We start from the raw sequence: 18,265 nt of genomic DNA, 5'->3' as shown, positions 1-18,265 counted from the left end.
GCCGGGCTGTACTTCCTTCTCGCTCGACGACCGTGCCGCGATCGGTACATGCCTGACTTCGTCGATTCTGCCGACATCCGGGGGTGATTGTCCACATAGCCCGGTGCGATTGACGTCTTTTCACATACGCCTTCGGACTGTCAAGAGTGATTGGCCCCGCGATCTTCCGGGCAGGAAAACCGCCTACCCCTAAAGGTGTAGTTAGCGGCACGCCCTTCGTACACCCGGCGCCACGCAGCAGCGCCCGAGGTCCTGCTCATTGCGGCGCCGGGAGTCCCGCGCCCGGGTGGCAGCCCTGCCATCGCTGTTGACTATGGAACGTCCCGTTTCGGCTCTATTGGAGGACTCCCGTGACCCGACATGTCGAACCGCCCATCGGACGGCTGATCAGGCGGCACCGGTTGCGCCGTGCCATGACCCAGACGGCACTCGCGGATGCGCTGGCGGCCGCCTCGGGCAATCGCTCGGTCAGCCGGGACCAGGTCAGCCGCTGGGAGAGCGGCGGCCGCGTGCCCGGACCCTATTGGCGGGGCTGGCTCGGCGCGGTCCTGGATCTGCCCCGCCAGGAATTGGACCGGGCGGCCGCCGAGGCCCGGGCGGCGCGTCTACTGACGATCGCTGGCGTGCCGACCGGCCGAAGCTATTGACGACCGCGATTCAAATCAGCATTAGTGAATGACAATATTGTCAGGATGGTTTCGTGGCGGGGCGAACAAACCGGGGTGGCCAGAAAACGGACTCTTTCTCCGCGCCGTACCCGAGGACAGGATCTGTTCTCGAAAGGCCGGACCCGCACCACCGGCGGGTACCGGACAGTGTCGACCCCAGGAGGAACTCGTGTCTCTCATCACCCGGCGTATCGCTGCACTCGGCACACTCCCGCTGGCCGTGGGTGCCGCCCTGGCGCTGACCGTGTCGCCCGCCAGTGCGGCACCGCTCGTGCCCCCCGCGCCGGCGTCCAACATGGTGATCAGCCAGGTCTCCACGCAGGGCCCCGGCGGCGTCACCGACGAGTTCGTCGAACTGCACAACACGGGCCCGCAGTCGATGGACATCTCCAACTTCAGCGTCTGGGCCTGCAGCAACTCCGGCCAGCACATCCTGCTGGCGACGGTCCCCGCCGGTACCATCCTGAGCGGCACCGAGGAGCAGCAGCCCGAGACCGGCCAGTACTACCTGCTGGCGGCGCAGGGCTACGAGCGGCTGACCCCGCCCGACCAGACCTACAACGGCAACATCGCGCGGACCGGCGGCGTGCTGCTGCGCGGCACACCCAACATCGAGAACCCGATGGGCGCCCGGGTGGACTCGGTCGGCTTCTCGGCCACCAACATCTGCACCGAGACGGCACCCGCGCCCGCGCAGACCACGAACTTCTCCGACCAGTCCGTGTTGCGGGTGGCCGACCAGGACACCAACAACAACGCGTTCGACTTCCGCCGGGTGGCGCCCGCCATGCCGCGTAACAGCAGCTCTTCCTGATTCTCCGATGCCGAGCGGCCGCGCCATGTCTCAGCCCTGCCGCCCGATGGGTACGGCCCGGTGGGAACCCCCACCGGGCCGTTCCGCGATCGCCTCAGCGCGAGGGCGCCGCCGCGAGGCCGTACGCGCCGCGCACCGTCTGCTGCAGGCGGTTGCCCGCGCTGTCCCACGCCTCCGCCTTGAGCCACATGCCGTCCGGCCCGGCGACGGCGGGATTGCGTACGCCGATCTGGTAGCGGCCCGGCGCGAGCTGGCGGACGGTGGCCGGTCGCCAGGTCTGCCCGGCGTCGGCGGACGACCACAGCCAGAGGCCGGCCGGCGCGCCGCCGTTCTGCGCGCCCTGCGGCTGCCGGGCCAGCACCTCGAAGGCGAACTCCTGCCCGGCCGGTGCCCGGTTGCCCGGATCCAGACCCAGCCGGTAGGTCAGCTGGATCAGCGGCTGGTGGGCGCAGCCGCCCGCCACCGCGCCCGGGCAGGGCAGCGACGGCGACAGCGGCGGCCCGGAGCGGAACGTCCACCGCGACGTCGTGTGCGCCACGGGCCGGACCGAGACGCTGGACGGCGTCGGCCCGTCGACCTCCAGCCGGTAGTCCGCCGGCTCGGACGGCAGCCGGAAGGTCGGCATCGGCAGGCCGGCCGTCTCCTGCGGAGGGATCTCGGCGCCGTCGCGGAAGAGCTGGACCCGGCTGCGGTAGTCCGGCCACGACTGGATGGTGTGCGTACCGGTCGAGTCGCTCAGGTGCCAGGCCGGGAAGAACACGTCGCCGTCGGGCCCGCCACGGCACAGGCCGCAGCCGTCGGCGCCACCGACCGGCTCCCCTTCCAGGACCGGGCCCTCGTACCACCGCTCCTCGGGCAGCGATCGGGGGCCGGCGCCGAAGACATCGCGGCTGAGCAGCGAGGTCGTCTGCGCCGGGGCGTTCGCGGGCTGCTCGTTCTGCGTGGTCCAGCGGATCCAGGTCACGGCGGGGTCGGGCGGTCCGACGTACTCGGCCCGGACGGCCGGCGCCGTGAACTGGACGCGTTCGCGGACGGCGCTGAGGCTGCGCGGGCCGAACGCGTACCAGTTCTTCTCGTAGGTCATCGTCCGGTCGGCGTGGTAGCGGGTGGGGATCATCACCAGCGTGGCCGGGGTGGCGACGTCGGCGCGCCCGGCCGGGACGCCGGCGGCGGGATAGAACAGGTTGTAGTTGCTGTCCGGCGAGTCGTCGCCGGACAGCGTGATCCGCACCGTCCCGTCCGCCAGCCAGGCCCGCAGGGCCGCCCCCTCGGCGTAGCCGAGGAACAGCTGCGGCACCGGAGTCGCGGCGGGCCGGGCCAGCGGTACCGCGCCGGTCCGGTCGACGTACGCCAGGATGCCGGCGGCACCCGCGTCGGCCACCGCCCGGGTGGCCGCCGTGGCCGCCTGCGCGGCGGCGCCCACCGGGTCCGGGGCGTTGCCGGGCACGGCGACGGCGACCAGGGCGAGCCGGCCGCGCAGGTCGAGCCCGGCGAGGTCGGCAGGCTGCCCCCGGCCGGCCCACACCAGGTCGGCCTGCCGGCTGCCGGGCCAGCGGGCGGGCGTGCGGTACACGTCGTACCGGGGGTGCAGGTCCACGGCGGTGGCGCCGGTCTCCGCGCGCACGCGCAGCCCCGCGCCGGCCAGCGTGCGCTTGTCGTAGGTGTCCAGGTCGCCCCTGGCCGTGGCCGGCTGCGGGGTGGCGAAGATGCCCAGGTCCGGGTCGGTGCGTACGGCGGCCAGCAGGCCGATCTGGGCCCCGGCGGTGGTGCGCACCACCTCGACGGAGCGGGCCAGTTCGTCGGTGGCCTCGCCGGTGGTGACCGTGTGCCGCTGGCCCTTGCGGGCGTCCAGCGTGATCTCGGTGTCGCCGGTGACGGTGACTTCCGGCGACACCAGCAGATCCGTACGCCGCCCGGTCAGCTCGCCGACGGACATCGACGCCAGCGCCGTGTACACCCCGCCGCGCCGCACCGTGGCCTCCCCGGTCCCGTCCTCCACCGCGACGACGAGGGTGGCGGCGGCGAAGGGGTCGTTGGAGGTGGCCGGGTCGAGGCCGGCGTCGACCAGGTAGACGGTGCCGAAGGGTGCGGGGCGGCCGTGGTGGTCGGTCATCCGTACGGTCAGCCGCGCGGCGGGTGGGGCGAGGTAGACGCCGACCGCGGTGCGCAGCGAGACCTGTTTCCCGGTCGCCGTGACGGCCCCGCCGTACGCGCCGCTGGCGGCGGCCGGGTCGATGGTGACCGTGGCGGTGGCCTGGCCGCCCGCCGGCACGGTGAGCTCGGTCGTCGAGAGGCGCCCGAGTTCCGGCGCGGGGGCGCCGTTCCAGCCGGTGAACGTCATGCCCAGGTGCAGGTGCAGCGGTTCGGCGCCGTCGTTGACGTAGCTGATCGGGTACTGCGCGGAGTCCGGGGTGGGGCCGTCGGCCCCGGCCTGCAGGGCGCCGGTGGCGGCGATGTCCTGCCGGGTCGCCCGGGCCACGTCCACCCGGCCCGCCCCGACCGCCGCCCAGCCGCCGTCGACCGGGGCGGCGCTGCTGACCAGGGCATCCTTGAGCCGGTCGGCGCGCCACGCGGGACGCCGCTGGGCGAGGATCGCGGCGGCGCCCGCCACGTGCGGGGTGGCCATCGACGTGCCGGACAGCGTCGTGTACGCGTGGCCGACGGGTTCGCCGAGTTCCGTGCCGTCGGCGCGGGCCGCGACGATGCCCACGCCCGGCGCCACGATCTCCGGTTTGATCAGTCCGTCACCCAGTCGCGGGCCCCGGCTGGAGAAGCCGGCCACGTGGTCGCCGCGGTCCACGGCGCCGACGGTCAGTGCGGCGCGCGCCGCGCCGGGCGTGTTCACGCTGACCGGGGCGCCGTCGTTGCCGGCGGCCACCACGAACAGCGCGCCGGTGCGCCGGCTCAGCTCGTCGACCGCCACGCTCAACGGGTCCGTGCCGTCGGTGGGGTCGCCGCCCAGGCTCATGTTGACCACCCGGGCCCCACCGTCGGCCGCCCACTGCATGCCCGCAATCACCATGGAGTCCAGCCCGGACCCCTCGTCGTCGAGCACCCGCCCGATCATCAGGTCGGCGCCCGGGGCGACACCGCGGTAGCGGCCCTCGGAGGCCGCGCCGCTGCCCGCGATGATGGAGGCGACGTGGGTGCCGTGCCCCAGCCGGTCCGCCGTGGTGCCGGACCCGGTGAAGTCCACCGCGCTGGTGATCCTGCCCCGCAGGTCCGGATGGCCGGCGTCGACTCCACTGTCGAGCACGGCGACCTTCACGCCCCGGCCGTCGTATCCGGCCCGCCACGCCTCGGGGGCGCCGATCTGCGGCACGCTGTGATCCAGGCTGGCGGTGACCCGGGCGTCGAGCCAGATCCGGCCGACGCCGCCGCGCAGAGCGGGCCGGGCCGTGCGGGTGCCCGGCGGTCGGACCGCCTTCCAGAACGCGGCGCCGTCGCGGTTCACCCGCAAGGCGGCTCCGCCGAGGGCGGGCAGGGCGCGGGTCCGGCGGTTCGCCGCAAGCGGGGCCAGGTCCCCGGGGCGGGGGTGGGTGGCGATGACCGGCAGGGTGGCCGAGCGGTCGTCGTCCAGCCCTTGCCGGGTGAGCCCGCGTACGTTGAACAGCTCCCGGTCGAGCGCGCCCGCGCTGATCAGCGGCTCGGCGTCCGACGGGACGACGTAGAGCGCCGGGCCGCCGGCCGCCGCCCGGCGCGCGATGGTGGCGTAGGTGACGCCGCGCCGGTCGGGCGGGGTGTGGACGGTGACCTGCGCCCGGCCGTCGGGCAGATCGCGGTAGCGAACGCGGTCTCCGGTGAGCAGAGTGACGGTGTGCGTACCGTCCACGGTCGCGGGCGACGGCGCCGGGGGGCCGGCCGCCGCCGGTACGGCCCGCGCGCCGGTGGGCGGCAGCGCGGCACCGACGCAGACGAACACGGTGGCAACGGTGACCCCGGGGCGCCAGCGGTGGGCACCGCCGGAGGTGGGACTGGAGCTCATCGGACCGTCCTTCCGTCCAGGTGGCGAAAGAACAGCACCACGTCCGGTGGCGCACGACGCGGTGCTGGGTGGGCCGCTAGGGCTGGGGTTATGAACCTGCCACTAACAACTCATGAAAAGAATGAGGTCCCTCGATGCGTTGCGGAACGGCTGCGCCCTGGCGAGAACTCGCCCCTGACGCGATGACGCCAGCCCGAGGGCGGGTTTGCGGGCGACGATGAGCCAGATGTTCTCCGTAGCCGGACTCGGACCCGACGACGAGGCCGTGTACGCGGCCCTGATGGACGGGCCCGCGACCGTGCCGGAACTCGCGCGCAGAACCCGCCTGGCGGCGGAGCTGGTCCGCGTGGCTCTGGATCACCTCGAGGAGGCCGGGCTGGTCGGCCGCGGCGCCGGCCACCCGGAACGGCACACCGCGGCGGCCCCCGACGTGGCACTGGAGGCGCTCATCCTGCGCCAGGAGGAACAACTGCAGCGTGCCCGCCTGCACGCACACCAGATGGCCGCGCGGCACCGCCGCGCCCACGCGGGCGACGACCCGGCGTCGCTGGTCGAGGTGGTCACCGGGCGGATGGCGGTGCTGGAACGGTTCGAACAGGTCCAGCGCGCCGCCCGGCACGAGATCCGGGCCATCGACAAGCCGCCCTACGCGGCACCCTCGGGCAACCGCAACCCCGTCGAGCTGGACATGCTGGCCCGGGGCGTCCGCTACCGGGTGATCTACGACCCGCGCGGACTCGTGGAGTTCCACGATCTGCGCACCGACCTGGAGCAGAGCACCGCGCGCGGCGAGCTGGCCCGGGTCCTGGCCGCCACGCCGACCAAGCTGATCCTCGCCGACGACCGGGTGGGCCTGATCCCCCTGCAGGCGGCGCCGTCCTCCATCGAGAGCATCGTCGTGGTGCATCCCTCGGCGCTGCTGGAGGCGCTCGGTGCGCTGTTCGAGTCGCTGTGGGACCGGGCGCTGCCGCTGGGGTCCACGACGGACGCCGGTACCGGTGCCGCCGGTCCGACCCGCGACGAGCGGCGGCTGCTGACGCTGCTCACCACGGGCCTGCCGGACGAGGCGATCGCCCGTCAACTGGGCCTGAGCTACCGCACCTTTCAGCGGCGGCTACGCCGGCTGCTGGTCCGGCTGGACGCCGAGACCCGCTTCCAGGCCGGCGTACGGGCCGCCCATCTGGGCTGGATTCCGCCCGACGGCCCGTGACGCGTCGGTCAGGTGGTGCAGGTGTCGAGCATGGTTTGCAGGGCGCCGGCCTCACTCGCCTGCGCGGTGAGGCTCCAGTGGTACTTCACCGCGATCCACATCTTGGCGTAGGTGCACCGGTAGGAGTACACGGACGGCTGCCACGTGGCGGGGTCCTGGTCTCCCTTGGCCTGGTTGACGTCGTCGGTGACGGCGATCAGCTGGGGGCGGGTGAGGTCGTTGGCGAACGCCTGGCGCCGGCTGGTGGTCCAGGTGTTCGCGCCGGAGCGCCAGGCCTCGGCCAGCGGGACGAGGTGGTCGATGTCCACATCGGAGGCGGCGTACCAGGTGGCGCCGTCGAACGGTGAGTACCAGGAGCCGGAGACCGCGGCGCAGGACGCGTCGGTGACCACCGAGGTGCCGTCGCGCTGCAGCACGGTCTCCCGGGTGTTGCAGCTGCCGCTGATGGTTATCCAGTGCGGGAACAGGTCGCGCGAGTAGCCGCTGGTCGAGCCCTGCGGGGCCACGGTCAGCGCGTCCAGTTGGGCCTGCGCGGTCGAGGTGGAGGGGATCCCGGACGGGGTGGCGTCGGCGGCGGTCGCGGCGCCGATCGTGACCGCGAGGGTCAGCGTGGTGAGGGTGGCGAGGGGGATGGTCCAGCGAGGTGTGCGGCCCATTGCCGACTCCCATCGACGGTGAGACGGGCACCGTAGCGGTGATGTGTCAAATATGAACGAGAAACGGCGTCCAGCGCTCCCGGCCGCCGGTGAAAAGCGCGTGAGCTTCCGGCGAGCGTGCTGCCGGAGCTGCGCAGGCGGCCGGCGATCAAAGCGATCGTCTACTTCGACACCGAGAACGACGCGTTCGGTGACCGGGACATCAGCGTGGACAGCTCCGAGTCCGGCCTGGCCGCGTTCCGGCGGCTGGCGGCGGACCCGATCTTCGACGTCACGGTTAGACCGCACGCTGGATGACCGGCCGCCTCGGCACGCGGCCACCCTCGTTCAGAGAGCATGGGACAAAACGCACAGGTGAACTCCCGTGGTCAGGCCGGCCGGCGATGGGCGGCGGTGCTGCTGGCGACGCTGGTGCTGACGCTCGCCGGCTGCACCCGGGCGGCCCCGGCCCCGATGCCGCCGACCTCCGCGCCGCCGCTGCCCCGCCCGGACGGTGTGCCCCGCCAGTACAGCAAGGTGCTGCTGATCATGGAGGAGAACCACGAGTACGACGCCATCATCGGCGACGGGGACGCGCCGTACCTCAACGATCTCGCCGCCACCTACGGCCTGGCCCGCCAGGTGGACGCGGGCTACCCGCCGGAATGCCCGTCGCTGGCCGCGTACCTGCTGCTGACCAGCGGCAGCACGCACGACGTGTGCGACGACCGGGCCCCGCGCGCCCATCCGATCACCGGCGACAACCTCTTCCACCAGGTCGCCGCCAGCGGACGCGAATGGCGCAACTACGCCGAATCGTCGCCGGGCCGGTGTGTCCTGCAGAACGCGGCCGAGGGCCGTTACCTGGTCCGGCACGTCCCGGCCACCTACTACGTCGACGACCGGGCCGACTGTGCCCGCTGGGTGCTGCCGCTGGGCGATCCGAGTTCGGGCGCGCTGCACGACGATGTCGCCGCGGGCACGCTGCCGGCGTTCGGCCTGGTCAGTCCGGACGCCTGCCACGACATGCACGGCGCCGACGCCTGCCCGCAGCAGCGCACCGCCAACGGGGACCGCTGGCTGCGCGACTGGGTCTCCCAGATCCTCGCTGGGCCGGACTACCGGGCCGGACGACTCGCCGTGATCATCACCTGGGACGAGGGAACCAAGACAAACAACCACATCCCGACGCTGGTCATCGCACCGTCCACCCGGCACGTCACGGCGGACCAGCCGTACACGCACTGCTCCACCCTGCGCACGATCGAGGACATTCTGGGGCTGCCACCGCTGGGATGCGCGCGCACCGCCCCCGCGATGACGACCGCGTTCCGCCTCTGAGTCACTCGTACAGTCCGCCATCCGCACGGAGGTCCGTGAGCTGGCCCGGTAGCGTGGGTGATGTGGGAGCAGGCCGGAGTGCGGTCACCGGGCGGTTGGCGCGGTGGATGTTGCTGGCGTGCACGCTGTTCGGCCTGGCCGCGATGCACACGTTGGGTCACGCCGGTCTGCACATGGAGGCCCACACCGACCACCGGCCGGCCGGGCCAGTGGTCACCGTCGCAGCGGTGACCGCTGCCGGGCCGGCGGTGATGGAGGTGTCCGCCAGCGTGGTGGACGGCTGCCCCGGGTGCCCACACGGGGCCGACCCGTCCGGGTCCGGCCACGGTGACGGCGGCATGTCCGGGTGGGATGTGTGCCTGGCCGTGCTGACCGGGTTCGCCGCGCTCGGACTGCTGGCGGGGCTGCTGCTGGCGCGATCCCGCCCGGATCGTGCGCCGTCGGGTACGCCGCGGACGCCGCCGCGGGTGCCCCGGGGTCCGCCGCTGCGTCTGGGGTTGGTTCTTGCCGCGGGATCGGTGCTGCGCGTATAGGCCCGTGCGGGTCGCGGCTGCCCGCAGGTGGGTGGTCGTGGCACGAGGTCTGGTTGTGCAGGTTCGCCGATACCGAAAGGGCTTCTTGTTGTGTTGACACGTTCTGTTGTGCTGCGCCGTGCGCTGATCGCCGGTGCAGCTTTGACCATCACGGTCGTGCTGGCTGGTTGCGGCGGCGACCACGCGTCGTCGCCGGGGTCCGGGATGGGGCACGGTATGGGCGCCACCACGGCGTCCGCGTCGCCGGGCGCGGTGTTCAACACCGCGGACGTGACGTTCGCCCACATGATGATCCCGCACCACCAGCAGGCCATCGAGATGGCCGAGCTGGCGCCGACCCGGGCGGCCAGCAGCGAGGTCAAGGCACTCGCGGAGAAGATCAAGGCGGCGCAGCAGCCGGAGATCGATCTCATGAACGGGTGGCTGGTCTCGTGGGGTCAGCCGACTCCGATGCCGGGCATGAGCGGCGGCATGGCCATGCCGGGGATCAGTCACGGCCCCATGGCCGGGATGATGTCCCAGCAGGATATGAAGGCGTTGGAAGCGGCTTCCGGGGCCGCGTTCGACAAGCAGTTCCTGACCATGATGATCGGCCACCATCAGGGCGCGATCACGATGGCGCAGCAGGAGCAGGCGCAGGGATCCAACCCCGACGCCAAGGCGCTGGCGGCGAAGATCGTCACTGATCAGCAGGCCGAGATCGCCACGATGCAGGACCTGCTGAAGAACATGTGACCGGCTGGCGGCCGGTACCCTGCCTGGGTATCGGCCGCCAACGGGTCGCCGGTGCGTGGATCAGTGGGCGTGGTGGTACCGGTGCACCACCGCGTGGCCCTTGCCGCGGGAGATCATCCACCGGTTCACCGGGGTGGTCAGCAGGAACGCCACCACCAGTGCGAACGCCAGCGATCCCCAGAACAGGGCGCTGGTCAGCCCGGCGTCCATCGCGCCGGGCACCGCGACGATGACCGCGTTGTCGAGTAGTTCCATCACCGCGATCGACACGGTGTCCGCCGCCAGCGCGATCTTCAGCGCGGCGCCGAAGCTGACCCCGGCGCGGAGCACCCCGCGCATGGTCAGCCCGTAGCCGAACAGGAACGCCAGCGTGATCGAGAGCACCACGGTGGCGGCGTTGTGCAGACCGGCGGCGGTGCCGATCACCATGCCCAGCACCTCGCCGATCGCACAGCCGGTCAGGCAGTGCAGCGTGGCCGACGCCGCCATTCCCCAGGTGACCTTCGCCCGGCCCGGCTGCTCCTGGTTGTGGTGCTGGTGGCCGGTGTGCCCGGCCGAAGACGCGACGGAACCCGCGGCGGGAGCCGCCGTGGCGTGCTGGACGTGACCGCTGTGATCCATGTCAGGACCTCCCTCGCCGCTCAGCATACCCCCTGGGGGTATAAGCGCAAGGGCCGCTGGCGGCGGCCGCCGTCGCGCTGCTCGTCTGGGACATCGGCTTGATCCGCTCGGTGCGGCTGCGGACGCTGGTCTACAGCCCGCCGGTGCCCATGTCGCTGATGCTGGCGGGGCGGGCTGGTTACCCGCCAGCGCTGACATCACGGCACGAGCCGCCCGGCTGGTGCCGGGCGGCTCGTGGGGTTGCTGTGTGCTCCTGGGTCAGGCGATCTTCACGTTGAAGATGGGGTTCGCGGCCAGCGTCCGGAACGCGGCCAGGTTCTTCTTGGTGGAGTCGATGCTGATGTCGCGGTTGCCCTCGTCGTCGTGCTTGGTGTCGAAGTACACGATCGCCTTGATCCCGGGCCGCTTGGCCAGCTCCGGCAACACGCTGTTGTAGCCGGCGGTCTTGTCGACCGGCTGGCCGATGCGGTGGTACACACCCCACTCCGCGATCATGATCGGCTTCGACGGGTGGTTCTTGACCGCCCAGTCGTACCAGCCCAGACCACCCTGACCCTTACCGCCCTTGGCCTTACGGTCGAGCAGGTCGGCGAACTGGCCGTAGTGGTAGTAGCCCTTCTCCGCGGACACGTACGAGTCCAGGCCGATCCAGTCCACCACGTCGTCGCCGGGGTACAGGTCGTTCCACCAGGACTGCGCCATCCACTTCTCGTTACCCATGTAGGCCATCACGTTGATCGCGTTGTCCACACCCTGCGCTTCCAGGCGCGCGATGGTGTGCCGGTACATGGCCTTGAAGTCCTTGGCCTCCATCCCGGAACCCTTGCGGGCGATGACGTCGTTCTCCGGCTCGTGGTTGAGCACCAGGAAGAACTTCTTGTCGCCGTAGGTGCTCTTCACCCGCTGGGCGAACTTGTCGATCCGGGCGTCCTGCTCGCCCTTGGCGACCTTGGCCCAGGTGGAGCCGTAGGCGACCTTCCAGTTGACCAGCAGCACCCGCGGCTTGGCCGGATCCGAGGTCATGGCGATCTCGCTCTTGGTCGGGAAGACCTCGTCACCCTTGTGGTAGGTGTGGAAGATCGACGCGGTACGACCGGACAGCTGCTCCCACTTCTTCAGCTCCGCATCACGCGGCGCGCTGGTGAACCCACCCGCGGCGGCGCCCCACAGCACCCCACACGAGGGGACGAGCTTGGCGTCGGTGACGCAGCGCTGCGCGGTGGGCTTGGTCGTCTTACCCGCCTTCGCCGGGGCGGCGTGCGCGGCTCCGGCGGCGCCGATCACGGCGGTGGTGCCGGCCAGCATCGCGCCGAGCAGGGTGACGGCCTTGCGAACCTTGCGGCTCAAGCGAATCTCCTCCGTTTGGTCCGGCCCACGTCGGCCGGTCACATGAAGAAGATTCGGGGCCGGGGGGAGCACACCCGGGTCCAGGAAGGTTTCCTAACGGTTGCGACTCATACTTTCGTCTCGCCCCGGACCACGGCCGGACGATAGAGCCCCCACCGAACGGCGATACGGGTCTGTCCGGGGTCTTTGGCGGAGAATGCGAACTCGTTCGACGTTGCCGACGGCGAAGGGACCGACCGGAATGCTTCCTGACTGTCGGGTTGCCGCGCGCTCCCAACGGGCGGTCACACGTGGCCGATCAGGTCGGCACCATGGTGCAATGCGAGACATGTCCGTCGATGCGCCGGGGCGGAGGACCGCCCCGGATGGCGTAGATCGCGACGACGGTGGGCCGGGCGGCGCGTGCCGTGGCACAGACTCGGTCCAGTGGTAGCGGGTACGGCCGCCCGGTGATGGAGCGGCCGCCGAACCGAAGCACCGGACACTTGGGGGCAGCAGTGCACCGACAATCACTCACGCGGTTCGGCCGCGCCGTACTGATCGCCTGGTCCGCGGTCCTGACCGTGCTGGCGCTCGCGGCGACTGTCCCGCGGCCCGCCGCGCCGGTCCCGGTCGGCGCGGCCCGCGCCCAGGCGGCCGGCGCCCCGGCCTGGAACCACGACCCGGCCCGGCCCGAGGGCCCGCCGCACTGGTCCACATTGACTCCCGACTGGGAGGCGTGCGGCGGCGCGGGCGACCAGTCGCCGGTCGCGCTCGGCCACGGCAGCCGCACGCCGCTGCCCATGCTGCGGATCGACTACCCCCGGGTGCCGCTCGTGGTCGAGAACACCGGCCACGTGGTCGAGGCGCCGCAGCCGGCGGACCTGCCCGGCACCCTGCGCTCCGGCCCGGACACCTACCGCCTGGTGCAGTGGCACGTGCACGCCCCCAGTGAGCACGTGCTGCGCGGCCACCGGTACGACCTGGAGATCCACCTGGTGCACCGGGACAACCAGGGGGCGACGCTCGTGCTGGCCGTGCTCGCGGACACGCCCCGATCGGGACGGGCGCACGGCGGCGCCGCCGAGCTCCTGCGCCGCACCCTGCGCGCGGCGCCCGGCGAGGCGGGCGAGGAGGCCGACACCGGGACCACGGCGAGCGCCGTCACCCTGCTGCCCCGCGACGTCCGGCGCGGCGGCTACTCGAGCGCCCGGGTGAGCGACTACCTCACGTACGGGGGGTCGTTGACCACACCGCCGTGCACGACGGGCGTGCGCTGGGTGGTCCTGCCCACCGCGGTCCAGGTCGGTGACCGTACCGTCGAGCAACTGCACGACCTGGTGGCCCACTTCCCCGGCTACGCCGGCTACCCGGACAACAACCGCCCGCTCCAGCCGCTGGGCAGCCGTACGGTGCTCCGCAGCGACGGCTGACGCCGGCCCCGGTCAGCCCGGGGGCAGGGTCCGGGTGCGCAGGCATGCCCAGACGACCTTGCCTCCGTCGACGGGCAGGCAGCCCCACCGGTCCGCGGTCGCGTCGACCAGCAGCAGCCCCAGACCGGCAACGGAACCCGGCGGTTGCTCGCGCGCCACCAAGGGGCGCGCGGCAGAACCGTCGCGCACACTGATCATCAGGTGGTGCGAACCCACCGCGAAGCGGATGTCGGCCATCGTGCGGGCATGGATCAACGCGTTGGTCGCCAGCTCGTCCGCGATCAGGCAGGCCGGGCCGACCAGGGCGGGCAACTGCCAGCGGGCACACGCCGCGGTGGCCAGCTCGCGGGCGCGTCGGGCGGCACCGCTCACCGGCAGCAGCGTGTCGTGCAGCACGGTCACCCGGCGTGGGGGCCGGGCGGTCAGGGCCTGCTCGGGGGAGGCGAAGACCGGCAGGAGGCGGCGGCAGCCATGGGTGAGCCGCCGCGCCGTCTCCGCGTCCGGGGTGCAGATCAGCAGGGGTGTGCCCGGCCACGTCGCGGCCTGCCAGGCCACCGCCCGGAACACCGACGCCGCGCGCGGATCGCGCACGACCAGCTCGGTCACGTCGACCACCAGCGCGTCCGGCCGGTCCACAGCGAACTTCAACAGCTCGGCCCGCACCCGCACGGCGTTCGCCGCGGACAGCTCGCCGTGCAGGCGCACCAGGACCCTGGTGCCCATCTGTTCGACCATGCACCCCACCGGCGCCATGCCGGCATCGTCGCGCGGCCGTGCCACGTCGCGCCATGCGCGACGGTTTCGGGTTTCGTCCCGTGGTTCGACCGTTCGTCCCCCGGCGCGACCGGGTCGGCGGCGGCGACTGTTCGTTCTGGAGGGTGGTGGCCTTTCGCATTCTGGCGTCACATGCCACTGTGGGCGGTGTCGGGCGAGGCGGCTGCGACGCCGCCGAGCTGGCATCGATCCGGTGGAGCAGCCATGCGGGACGAGGACGGACGGCGCGGCGAGCGGTCTGCCGGCGGCCTCGCCTCACCCGCGCACGTCGGCCGGATCTTCACCCGCAGTCCCGACGAGCACCATGCCTGGATCAGCTCCCGCTACCACGACCACGAGCGTCGGGTACGGGTCCACGGGCGCGACTTCTCCTTCCTCGCCGAGTACTGCGCGCTGGGCGAGCTGGCCGCCGTCCGCAGCAGCTACACGGCGGCGAGCGCGGAGACGACCTGGCAGCCGATGGCGCACATCCTCGCCGTGCACCTGTCGGCGGGCCGGTGCCGGCACCGTTGGCGGGGCGGCGAGGCGTGGCTGGGTGAGCGCGGCACGATGCTGCTCCCGCCGTACGGCTACGACCACTTCAGCGACTGCAGCGACAGCAGCGGCGTCACGCTGCCCATGGAGGTCGTGCTGCGGGTGGCCGAGGAGGCCACCGGACTCGACCGGGCGGCCGTCCGGTTCACCGGGCTGCTACCCGTCACGCCGACCGCGCACCGGCACTGGCTGACCACCGCCGACTACGTCCGGCGCGGCATCTACAGCCTGGCCCTGGCCCCGCCGTTGCTGCTGAGCGCCGCGGAGCAGATGGTCGCGGCGAGCATGCTGGCCACGTTCCCGAACACCACCATGACCACCGACGTGCGCGGCCCGCGCGACGCGGCCACCCCGGCGACGGTGCGGCGGGCGATGGCCTTCATCGACGCCCGGGCCGAACACCCGATCACGCTGACCGACATCGCCGCCGCCGTGGGCGTGGTCCCCCGCACGCTGCAGTACGCCTTTCGCCGGCACCGCGACATCACCCCCCTCGGCTACCTGCGTCAGGTCCGGCTGGCCCGCGCGCACGAACAGTTGCTGGCCGCCGAACCGGGCGACGGCACCACCGTCGCCGCGGTCGCGGCCCGCTGGGGCTTCGCCCGCCCCCACCGCTTCGCCACCGCCTACCGCCAGGCCTACGACCAGCCGCCCGCGCAGACCCTGCGCTCATGAGCCCGAGGAGGTGGGAGCGTGCCTCCCCCGGAAACGACCGCCGGACAGCCCGACCGGATCGCCGTGGAGTTCGCGACGACCGACCCGGACCGCGCCCAGTCGTACCTCACCTCCGCGTACGACGCGACCATGACCATCAACGGCGACCGGCGCACCTACCAGTTCCGCCACGTGCGGCTCGGCGGCGGAGCGTTCCATCTCGACACCCTGGAGCACCGGGCGGCCACCGAATACCGCTGCGGGCCGGTCGCGGCGGTCGTGGTCGGCCGGGTCCACCGCGGGATGCGCACCGACCTCGACCTGGACGAGCAGTTCGGGCCGGGCGACCTCGGCCTGCACGCCCACACGGACCGCCCGTACCACGTACGGCAGGAGAGCGTCCTGGAGTCGGTCGTCTCCCTTCCACCGGGGGCGGTCAGCGACGCCGCCCGTAACCACCCCGACGGCCCCCCGCCGGCGCTGAGCTTCACCGCCATGCGCCCGATCCACCCGGCGGACACCCGGCGCTGGGTGCACGTCGTCGACTACGTGACGAACACGCTGCTGGACGCCCCCGCGTTCATCACCCATCCGCTGCTGGTCGGGCCGTTCACGCGGCTGCTGGCCGCGACGCTGCTCACCACGTTCCCGAACTCCTGCATGCCGGAGCCGCGCCACCACGACCGGACCGACGCCACCGAGGCGACCTTGGCGCGCGCCATCGCGTACGTCGACGCCAACGCCGACCTCGACATCAGCAGCGTCGACATCGCCCGCGCCGCCCGGGTCACCGTCCGGGCCGTCCAGCTCGCCTTCCGCCGCCACCTGGGCACCACCCCCCTCGGGTACCTGCGCTCCGTGCGGCTGGACCGCGCCCATCAGCAGCTGCGCGACGCCCTCCCCGGCGACGGCACCACCGTCGCCGGGGTCGCCGCCCGCTGGGGCTACGCCGATGCTCGCCGCTTCACCACGTCCTACCGCCGCGCGTACGGGCGGGCGCCCAACCACACGCTGCGCCGCTGACGCGTCTCGCGGCGCGGCAGCTTCCCGTGCTCACACCTCGGATCAGCTAGCGGCGGGCGGGGCGTCGGCGGGGTAGGCGCGCGTTTCGGCGGCCTTGACGGCGGCCCACACCTGCTGGCCGGGGGCGAGGTGCAGGTCGGCGGCGGCCGCCGGAGTGATGTCGGCGGCCGCCGCGATCGGGCCGGTGAGCTGCACCCGCAGGTTGTCGCCGTGGCGTTGCAGGCCGGTGATCGTGGCAGGCCAGGTGTTGCGGGGGCTGCCGCCGGGCTGGCGGGGGTGCAGCGCGACCGCCGCGGGCGGGAACGCGACGAACACGTCGCCGTGCAGCGCGTCGGCGGCGGTCAGGGCGAAGCCGGAGCCCAGTTGCACCGTGTGTCCCGCCGCGGTGCCGCGGTAGAGGTTGAGCCCGACGAGGCGGGCGACGTAGTCGGTGCGCGGCTGCCCGGTGATGCTCGCCGCGTCGCCCTCCTGCACGATGCGCCCCTGTTCGATGATGATCAGCCGGTCGGCCAGGACCAGCGCGTCGAGCGGGTCGTGAGTGACCAGCAGGGTGGCGCCGGGGTGCGCGGCGAGGTGCCGGTGCAGTTCGGCGCGGGTGTCCAGGCGGGTACGGGCGTCCAGCGCGGCCAGCGGCTCGTCGAGCAGCAGCAGGACGGGGTCGACGGCGAGGGCGCGGGCGAGGGCGACGCGCTGGGCCTGCCCGCCGGACAGCTGCCGGGGTTTGCGGCGGGTGTGTTCGGCCAGGCCCACCCGGTGCAGCCAGTCGGCGGCCCGCCGGCGGGCGGTGCGCCGGTCGGCGCCGTGCCGGCGGGGCCCGAATGCGACGTTGTCCAACGCGCTCAGGTGCGGAAAGAGCAGATAGTCCTGGAACACCACACCGATCGGCCGCCGCTCGGTGGGTGTCCACAGTCGACCACCGGGGCGGTCGAGGTCGCGCCCGGCGAGCGTGACGTGCCCGCCGGTCAGCGGCTGGAGCCCGGCCAGGGCGCGCAGGGCGGTGGTCTTGCCGGCGCCGTTCGGGCCGAGCAGCGCGACCACCTCCCCGGCGCCGACGCGGACGGGTACGTCGAGACGGAAACCGCCGAGGTCGACGAGCAGGTGTGCGTCCAGGACCGGGGTGGACGTCATCCGCTGGTGATCCACTTGTCGCGCAGCGCCGCCAGGATCGTGACCGACACGGTGAGCAGGATCAGGCTGAGCACCACCGCCCCGGACAGGTCACCGCCCTCCATGGTCTGGTAGACGGCCAGCGGCATGGTCTGGGTGATGCCGGGGTAGTTGCCGGCGAACGTGATGGTGGCGCCGAACTCACCGAGCGCGCGGGCCCAGCAGAGCACCGCACCGGCGGCGATGCCCGGCGCGACCAGGGGCAGGGTGACGTGGGTGAAGGTGGTCCACCGGCCGGCGCCGAGCGTGGCGGCGGCCTCCTCGAACCGGGTGTCCGCGCCGCGCAGCGCCCCCTCCACGGCGATGACCAGGAACGGCATCGCCACGAACGCCTCGGCGACGACCACGCCGACGGTGGTGAACGGCAACGTGATCCCGAACGTGGTGTCCAGCCAGGCGCCGATCAGCCCCCGGCGGCCGAACACCAGCAGCAACGCGACGCCGCCGACCACCGGGGGCAGCACGAGCGGGACGGTGACCAGGGCCCGCACGACCCGCCGGCCGGGGAACTCGACGCGCGCCAGCAGCCAGGCCAGGGGCACCCCGAGCGCGAGGCACACCACCGTGGCGACGCTGGCGGTCTGCAACGACAGCCGCAGCGCGGTCAGCGCGCCCGGTTCGGTGAGCCGCTGCCCCAGGGCGCCCCACGGCGCGCGGATGACCAGCCCGGCGAGCGGCAGCACGAGGAACGCCAGCCCGGCCACGGCGGGCAGCAGCAGCGGCACCGGTACGCGCTGGGTGCGACGGCGACGCGGCGGCCCGGCCGGTGGCGGGGCCGCCGCGTCCCGATCGTCGGTACGGACCATGATCCT

17 protein-coding genes are annotated in these 18,265 nt (G+C 72.9%); 10 read left to right on the top strand and 7 right to left on the bottom strand.

Annotation, left to right across the window (positions count from 1 at the left end):
* Positions 1-413: 413 nt before the first annotated feature.
* Both EV385_RS29380 and EV385_RS29375 read left to right on the top strand, forming a co-directional pair.
* Entirely contained in the window at positions 414-647 is a 234-nt protein-coding gene (locus EV385_RS29380; RefSeq protein WP_130512405.1) for a transcriptional regulator, read from the top strand.
* 190 nt (positions 648-837) lie between these two features.
* A complete protein-coding gene (locus EV385_RS29375) occupies positions 838-1,482 on the top strand; it encodes a lamin tail domain-containing protein (protein ID WP_165449649.1) in 645 nt (214 codons plus the stop codon).
* Positions 1,483-1,576: 94 nt separating this feature from the next.
* On the opposite strand, the gene EV385_RS29370 is transcribed toward EV385_RS29375, so the two are convergent.
* The gene (locus tag EV385_RS29370; RefSeq protein WP_130512403.1) at positions 1,577-5,467 is read right to left on the bottom strand and encodes a S8 family serine peptidase; all 3,891 of its coding nucleotides are present in this window, start codon (positions 5,465-5,467) and stop codon (positions 1,577-1,579) included.
* Positions 5,468-5,693: 226 nt separating this feature from the next.
* Between EV385_RS29370 and EV385_RS29365 the strand changes: the two genes are divergently transcribed.
* The gene (locus tag EV385_RS29365) at positions 5,694-6,677 is read left to right on the top strand and encodes a TrmB family transcriptional regulator (RefSeq protein ID WP_130512402.1); all 984 of its coding nucleotides are present in this window, start codon (positions 5,694-5,696) and stop codon (positions 6,675-6,677) included.
* Positions 6,678-6,685: 8 nt separating this feature from the next.
* On the opposite strand, the gene EV385_RS29360 is transcribed toward EV385_RS29365, so the two are convergent.
* Positions 6,686-7,333 (bottom strand): HNH endonuclease family protein, encoded by a 648-nt coding sequence (locus EV385_RS29360; RefSeq protein WP_130512401.1) that lies wholly within the window; start codon positions 7,331-7,333, stop codon positions 6,686-6,688.
* Positions 7,334-7,450: 117 nt separating this feature from the next.
* On the opposite strand from EV385_RS29360, the gene EV385_RS29355 reads away from it, so the two are divergent.
* The 4 genes from EV385_RS29355 (at position 7,451) to EV385_RS29340 (ending at position 9,921) form a co-directional block, all read left to right on the top strand.
* Positions 7,451-7,630, top strand: a complete 180-nt coding sequence (locus EV385_RS29355; protein ID WP_242625139.1) for a hypothetical protein — start codon at positions 7,451-7,453, stop codon at positions 7,628-7,630.
* A 39-nt stretch (positions 7,631-7,669) separates the two neighbouring features.
* Positions 7,670-8,653, top strand: coding sequence for an alkaline phosphatase family protein (locus tag EV385_RS29350; protein ID WP_130512400.1), 984 nt, complete (start codon positions 7,670-7,672; stop codon positions 8,651-8,653).
* Between the two features lie 62 nt (positions 8,654-8,715).
* On the top strand, positions 8,716-9,186 hold the full coding sequence (locus EV385_RS29345; protein WP_130512399.1) for a DUF6153 family protein: 471 nt from the start codon (positions 8,716-8,718) through the stop codon (positions 9,184-9,186).
* A 108-nt stretch (positions 9,187-9,294) separates the two neighbouring features.
* Positions 9,295-9,921 (top strand): DUF305 domain-containing protein, encoded by a 627-nt coding sequence (locus EV385_RS29340; RefSeq protein WP_423203138.1) that lies wholly within the window; start codon positions 9,295-9,297, stop codon positions 9,919-9,921.
* A gap of 60 nt (positions 9,922-9,981) precedes the next feature.
* Here EV385_RS29340 and EV385_RS29335 read toward each other — a convergent pair whose 3' ends face one another.
* Positions 9,982-10,542 carry a DUF4396 domain-containing protein gene (locus tag EV385_RS29335; protein WP_165449648.1) on the bottom strand — a complete coding sequence of 187 codons (561 nt, stop codon included), beginning with the start codon at positions 10,540-10,542 and terminating at the stop codon, positions 9,982-9,984.
* Positions 10,543-10,800: 258 nt separating this feature from the next.
* On the bottom strand, positions 10,801-11,889 hold the full coding sequence (locus EV385_RS29330; RefSeq protein WP_242625138.1) for a glycoside hydrolase family 26 protein: 1,089 nt from the start codon (positions 11,887-11,889) through the stop codon (positions 10,801-10,803).
* A 497-nt stretch (positions 11,890-12,386) separates the two neighbouring features.
* Between EV385_RS29330 and EV385_RS29325 the strand changes: the two genes are divergently transcribed.
* Positions 12,387-13,301 carry a carbonic anhydrase family protein gene (locus EV385_RS29325; RefSeq protein ID WP_165449647.1) on the top strand — a complete coding sequence of 305 codons (915 nt, stop codon included), beginning with the start codon at positions 12,387-12,389 and terminating at the stop codon, positions 13,299-13,301.
* A gap of 12 nt (positions 13,302-13,313) precedes the next feature.
* Here EV385_RS29325 and EV385_RS29320 read toward each other — a convergent pair whose 3' ends face one another.
* The gene (locus EV385_RS29320) at positions 13,314-14,024 is read right to left on the bottom strand and encodes an STAS domain-containing protein (protein WP_242625137.1); all 711 of its coding nucleotides are present in this window, start codon (positions 14,022-14,024) and stop codon (positions 13,314-13,316) included.
* Between the two features lie 255 nt (positions 14,025-14,279).
* On the opposite strand from EV385_RS29320, the gene EV385_RS29315 reads away from it, so the two are divergent.
* Positions 14,280-15,284, top strand: coding sequence for a helix-turn-helix transcriptional regulator (locus tag EV385_RS29315; protein ID WP_130512396.1), 1,005 nt, complete (start codon positions 14,280-14,282; stop codon positions 15,282-15,284).
* A gap of 18 nt (positions 15,285-15,302) precedes the next feature.
* The gene (locus EV385_RS29310) at positions 15,303-16,286 is read left to right on the top strand and encodes a helix-turn-helix transcriptional regulator (RefSeq protein ID WP_130512395.1); all 984 of its coding nucleotides are present in this window, start codon (positions 15,303-15,305) and stop codon (positions 16,284-16,286) included.
* Between the two features lie 42 nt (positions 16,287-16,328).
* Here the strand turns inward: EV385_RS29310 and EV385_RS29305 are convergent, their stop codons facing one another.
* Both EV385_RS29305 and EV385_RS29300 read right to left on the bottom strand, forming a co-directional pair.
* On the bottom strand, positions 16,329-17,414 hold the full coding sequence (locus tag EV385_RS29305) for an ABC transporter ATP-binding protein (protein WP_130512394.1): 1,086 nt from the start codon (positions 17,412-17,414) through the stop codon (positions 16,329-16,331).
* A complete protein-coding gene (locus tag EV385_RS29300; RefSeq protein ID WP_130512393.1) occupies positions 17,411-18,259 on the bottom strand; it encodes an ABC transporter permease in 849 nt (282 codons plus the stop codon). Before EV385_RS29300 ends, EV385_RS29305 begins: the two co-directional genes overlap by 4 nt.
* Positions 18,260-18,265 lie beyond the last annotated feature (6 nt).

Source organism: Krasilnikovia cinnamomea (assembly GCF_004217545.1).
Classification (GTDB): Bacteria; Actinomycetota; Actinomycetes; order Mycobacteriales; family Micromonosporaceae; genus Actinoplanes; species Actinoplanes cinnamomeus.
This window is presented reverse-complemented; position numbering and strand designations above follow the sequence as displayed.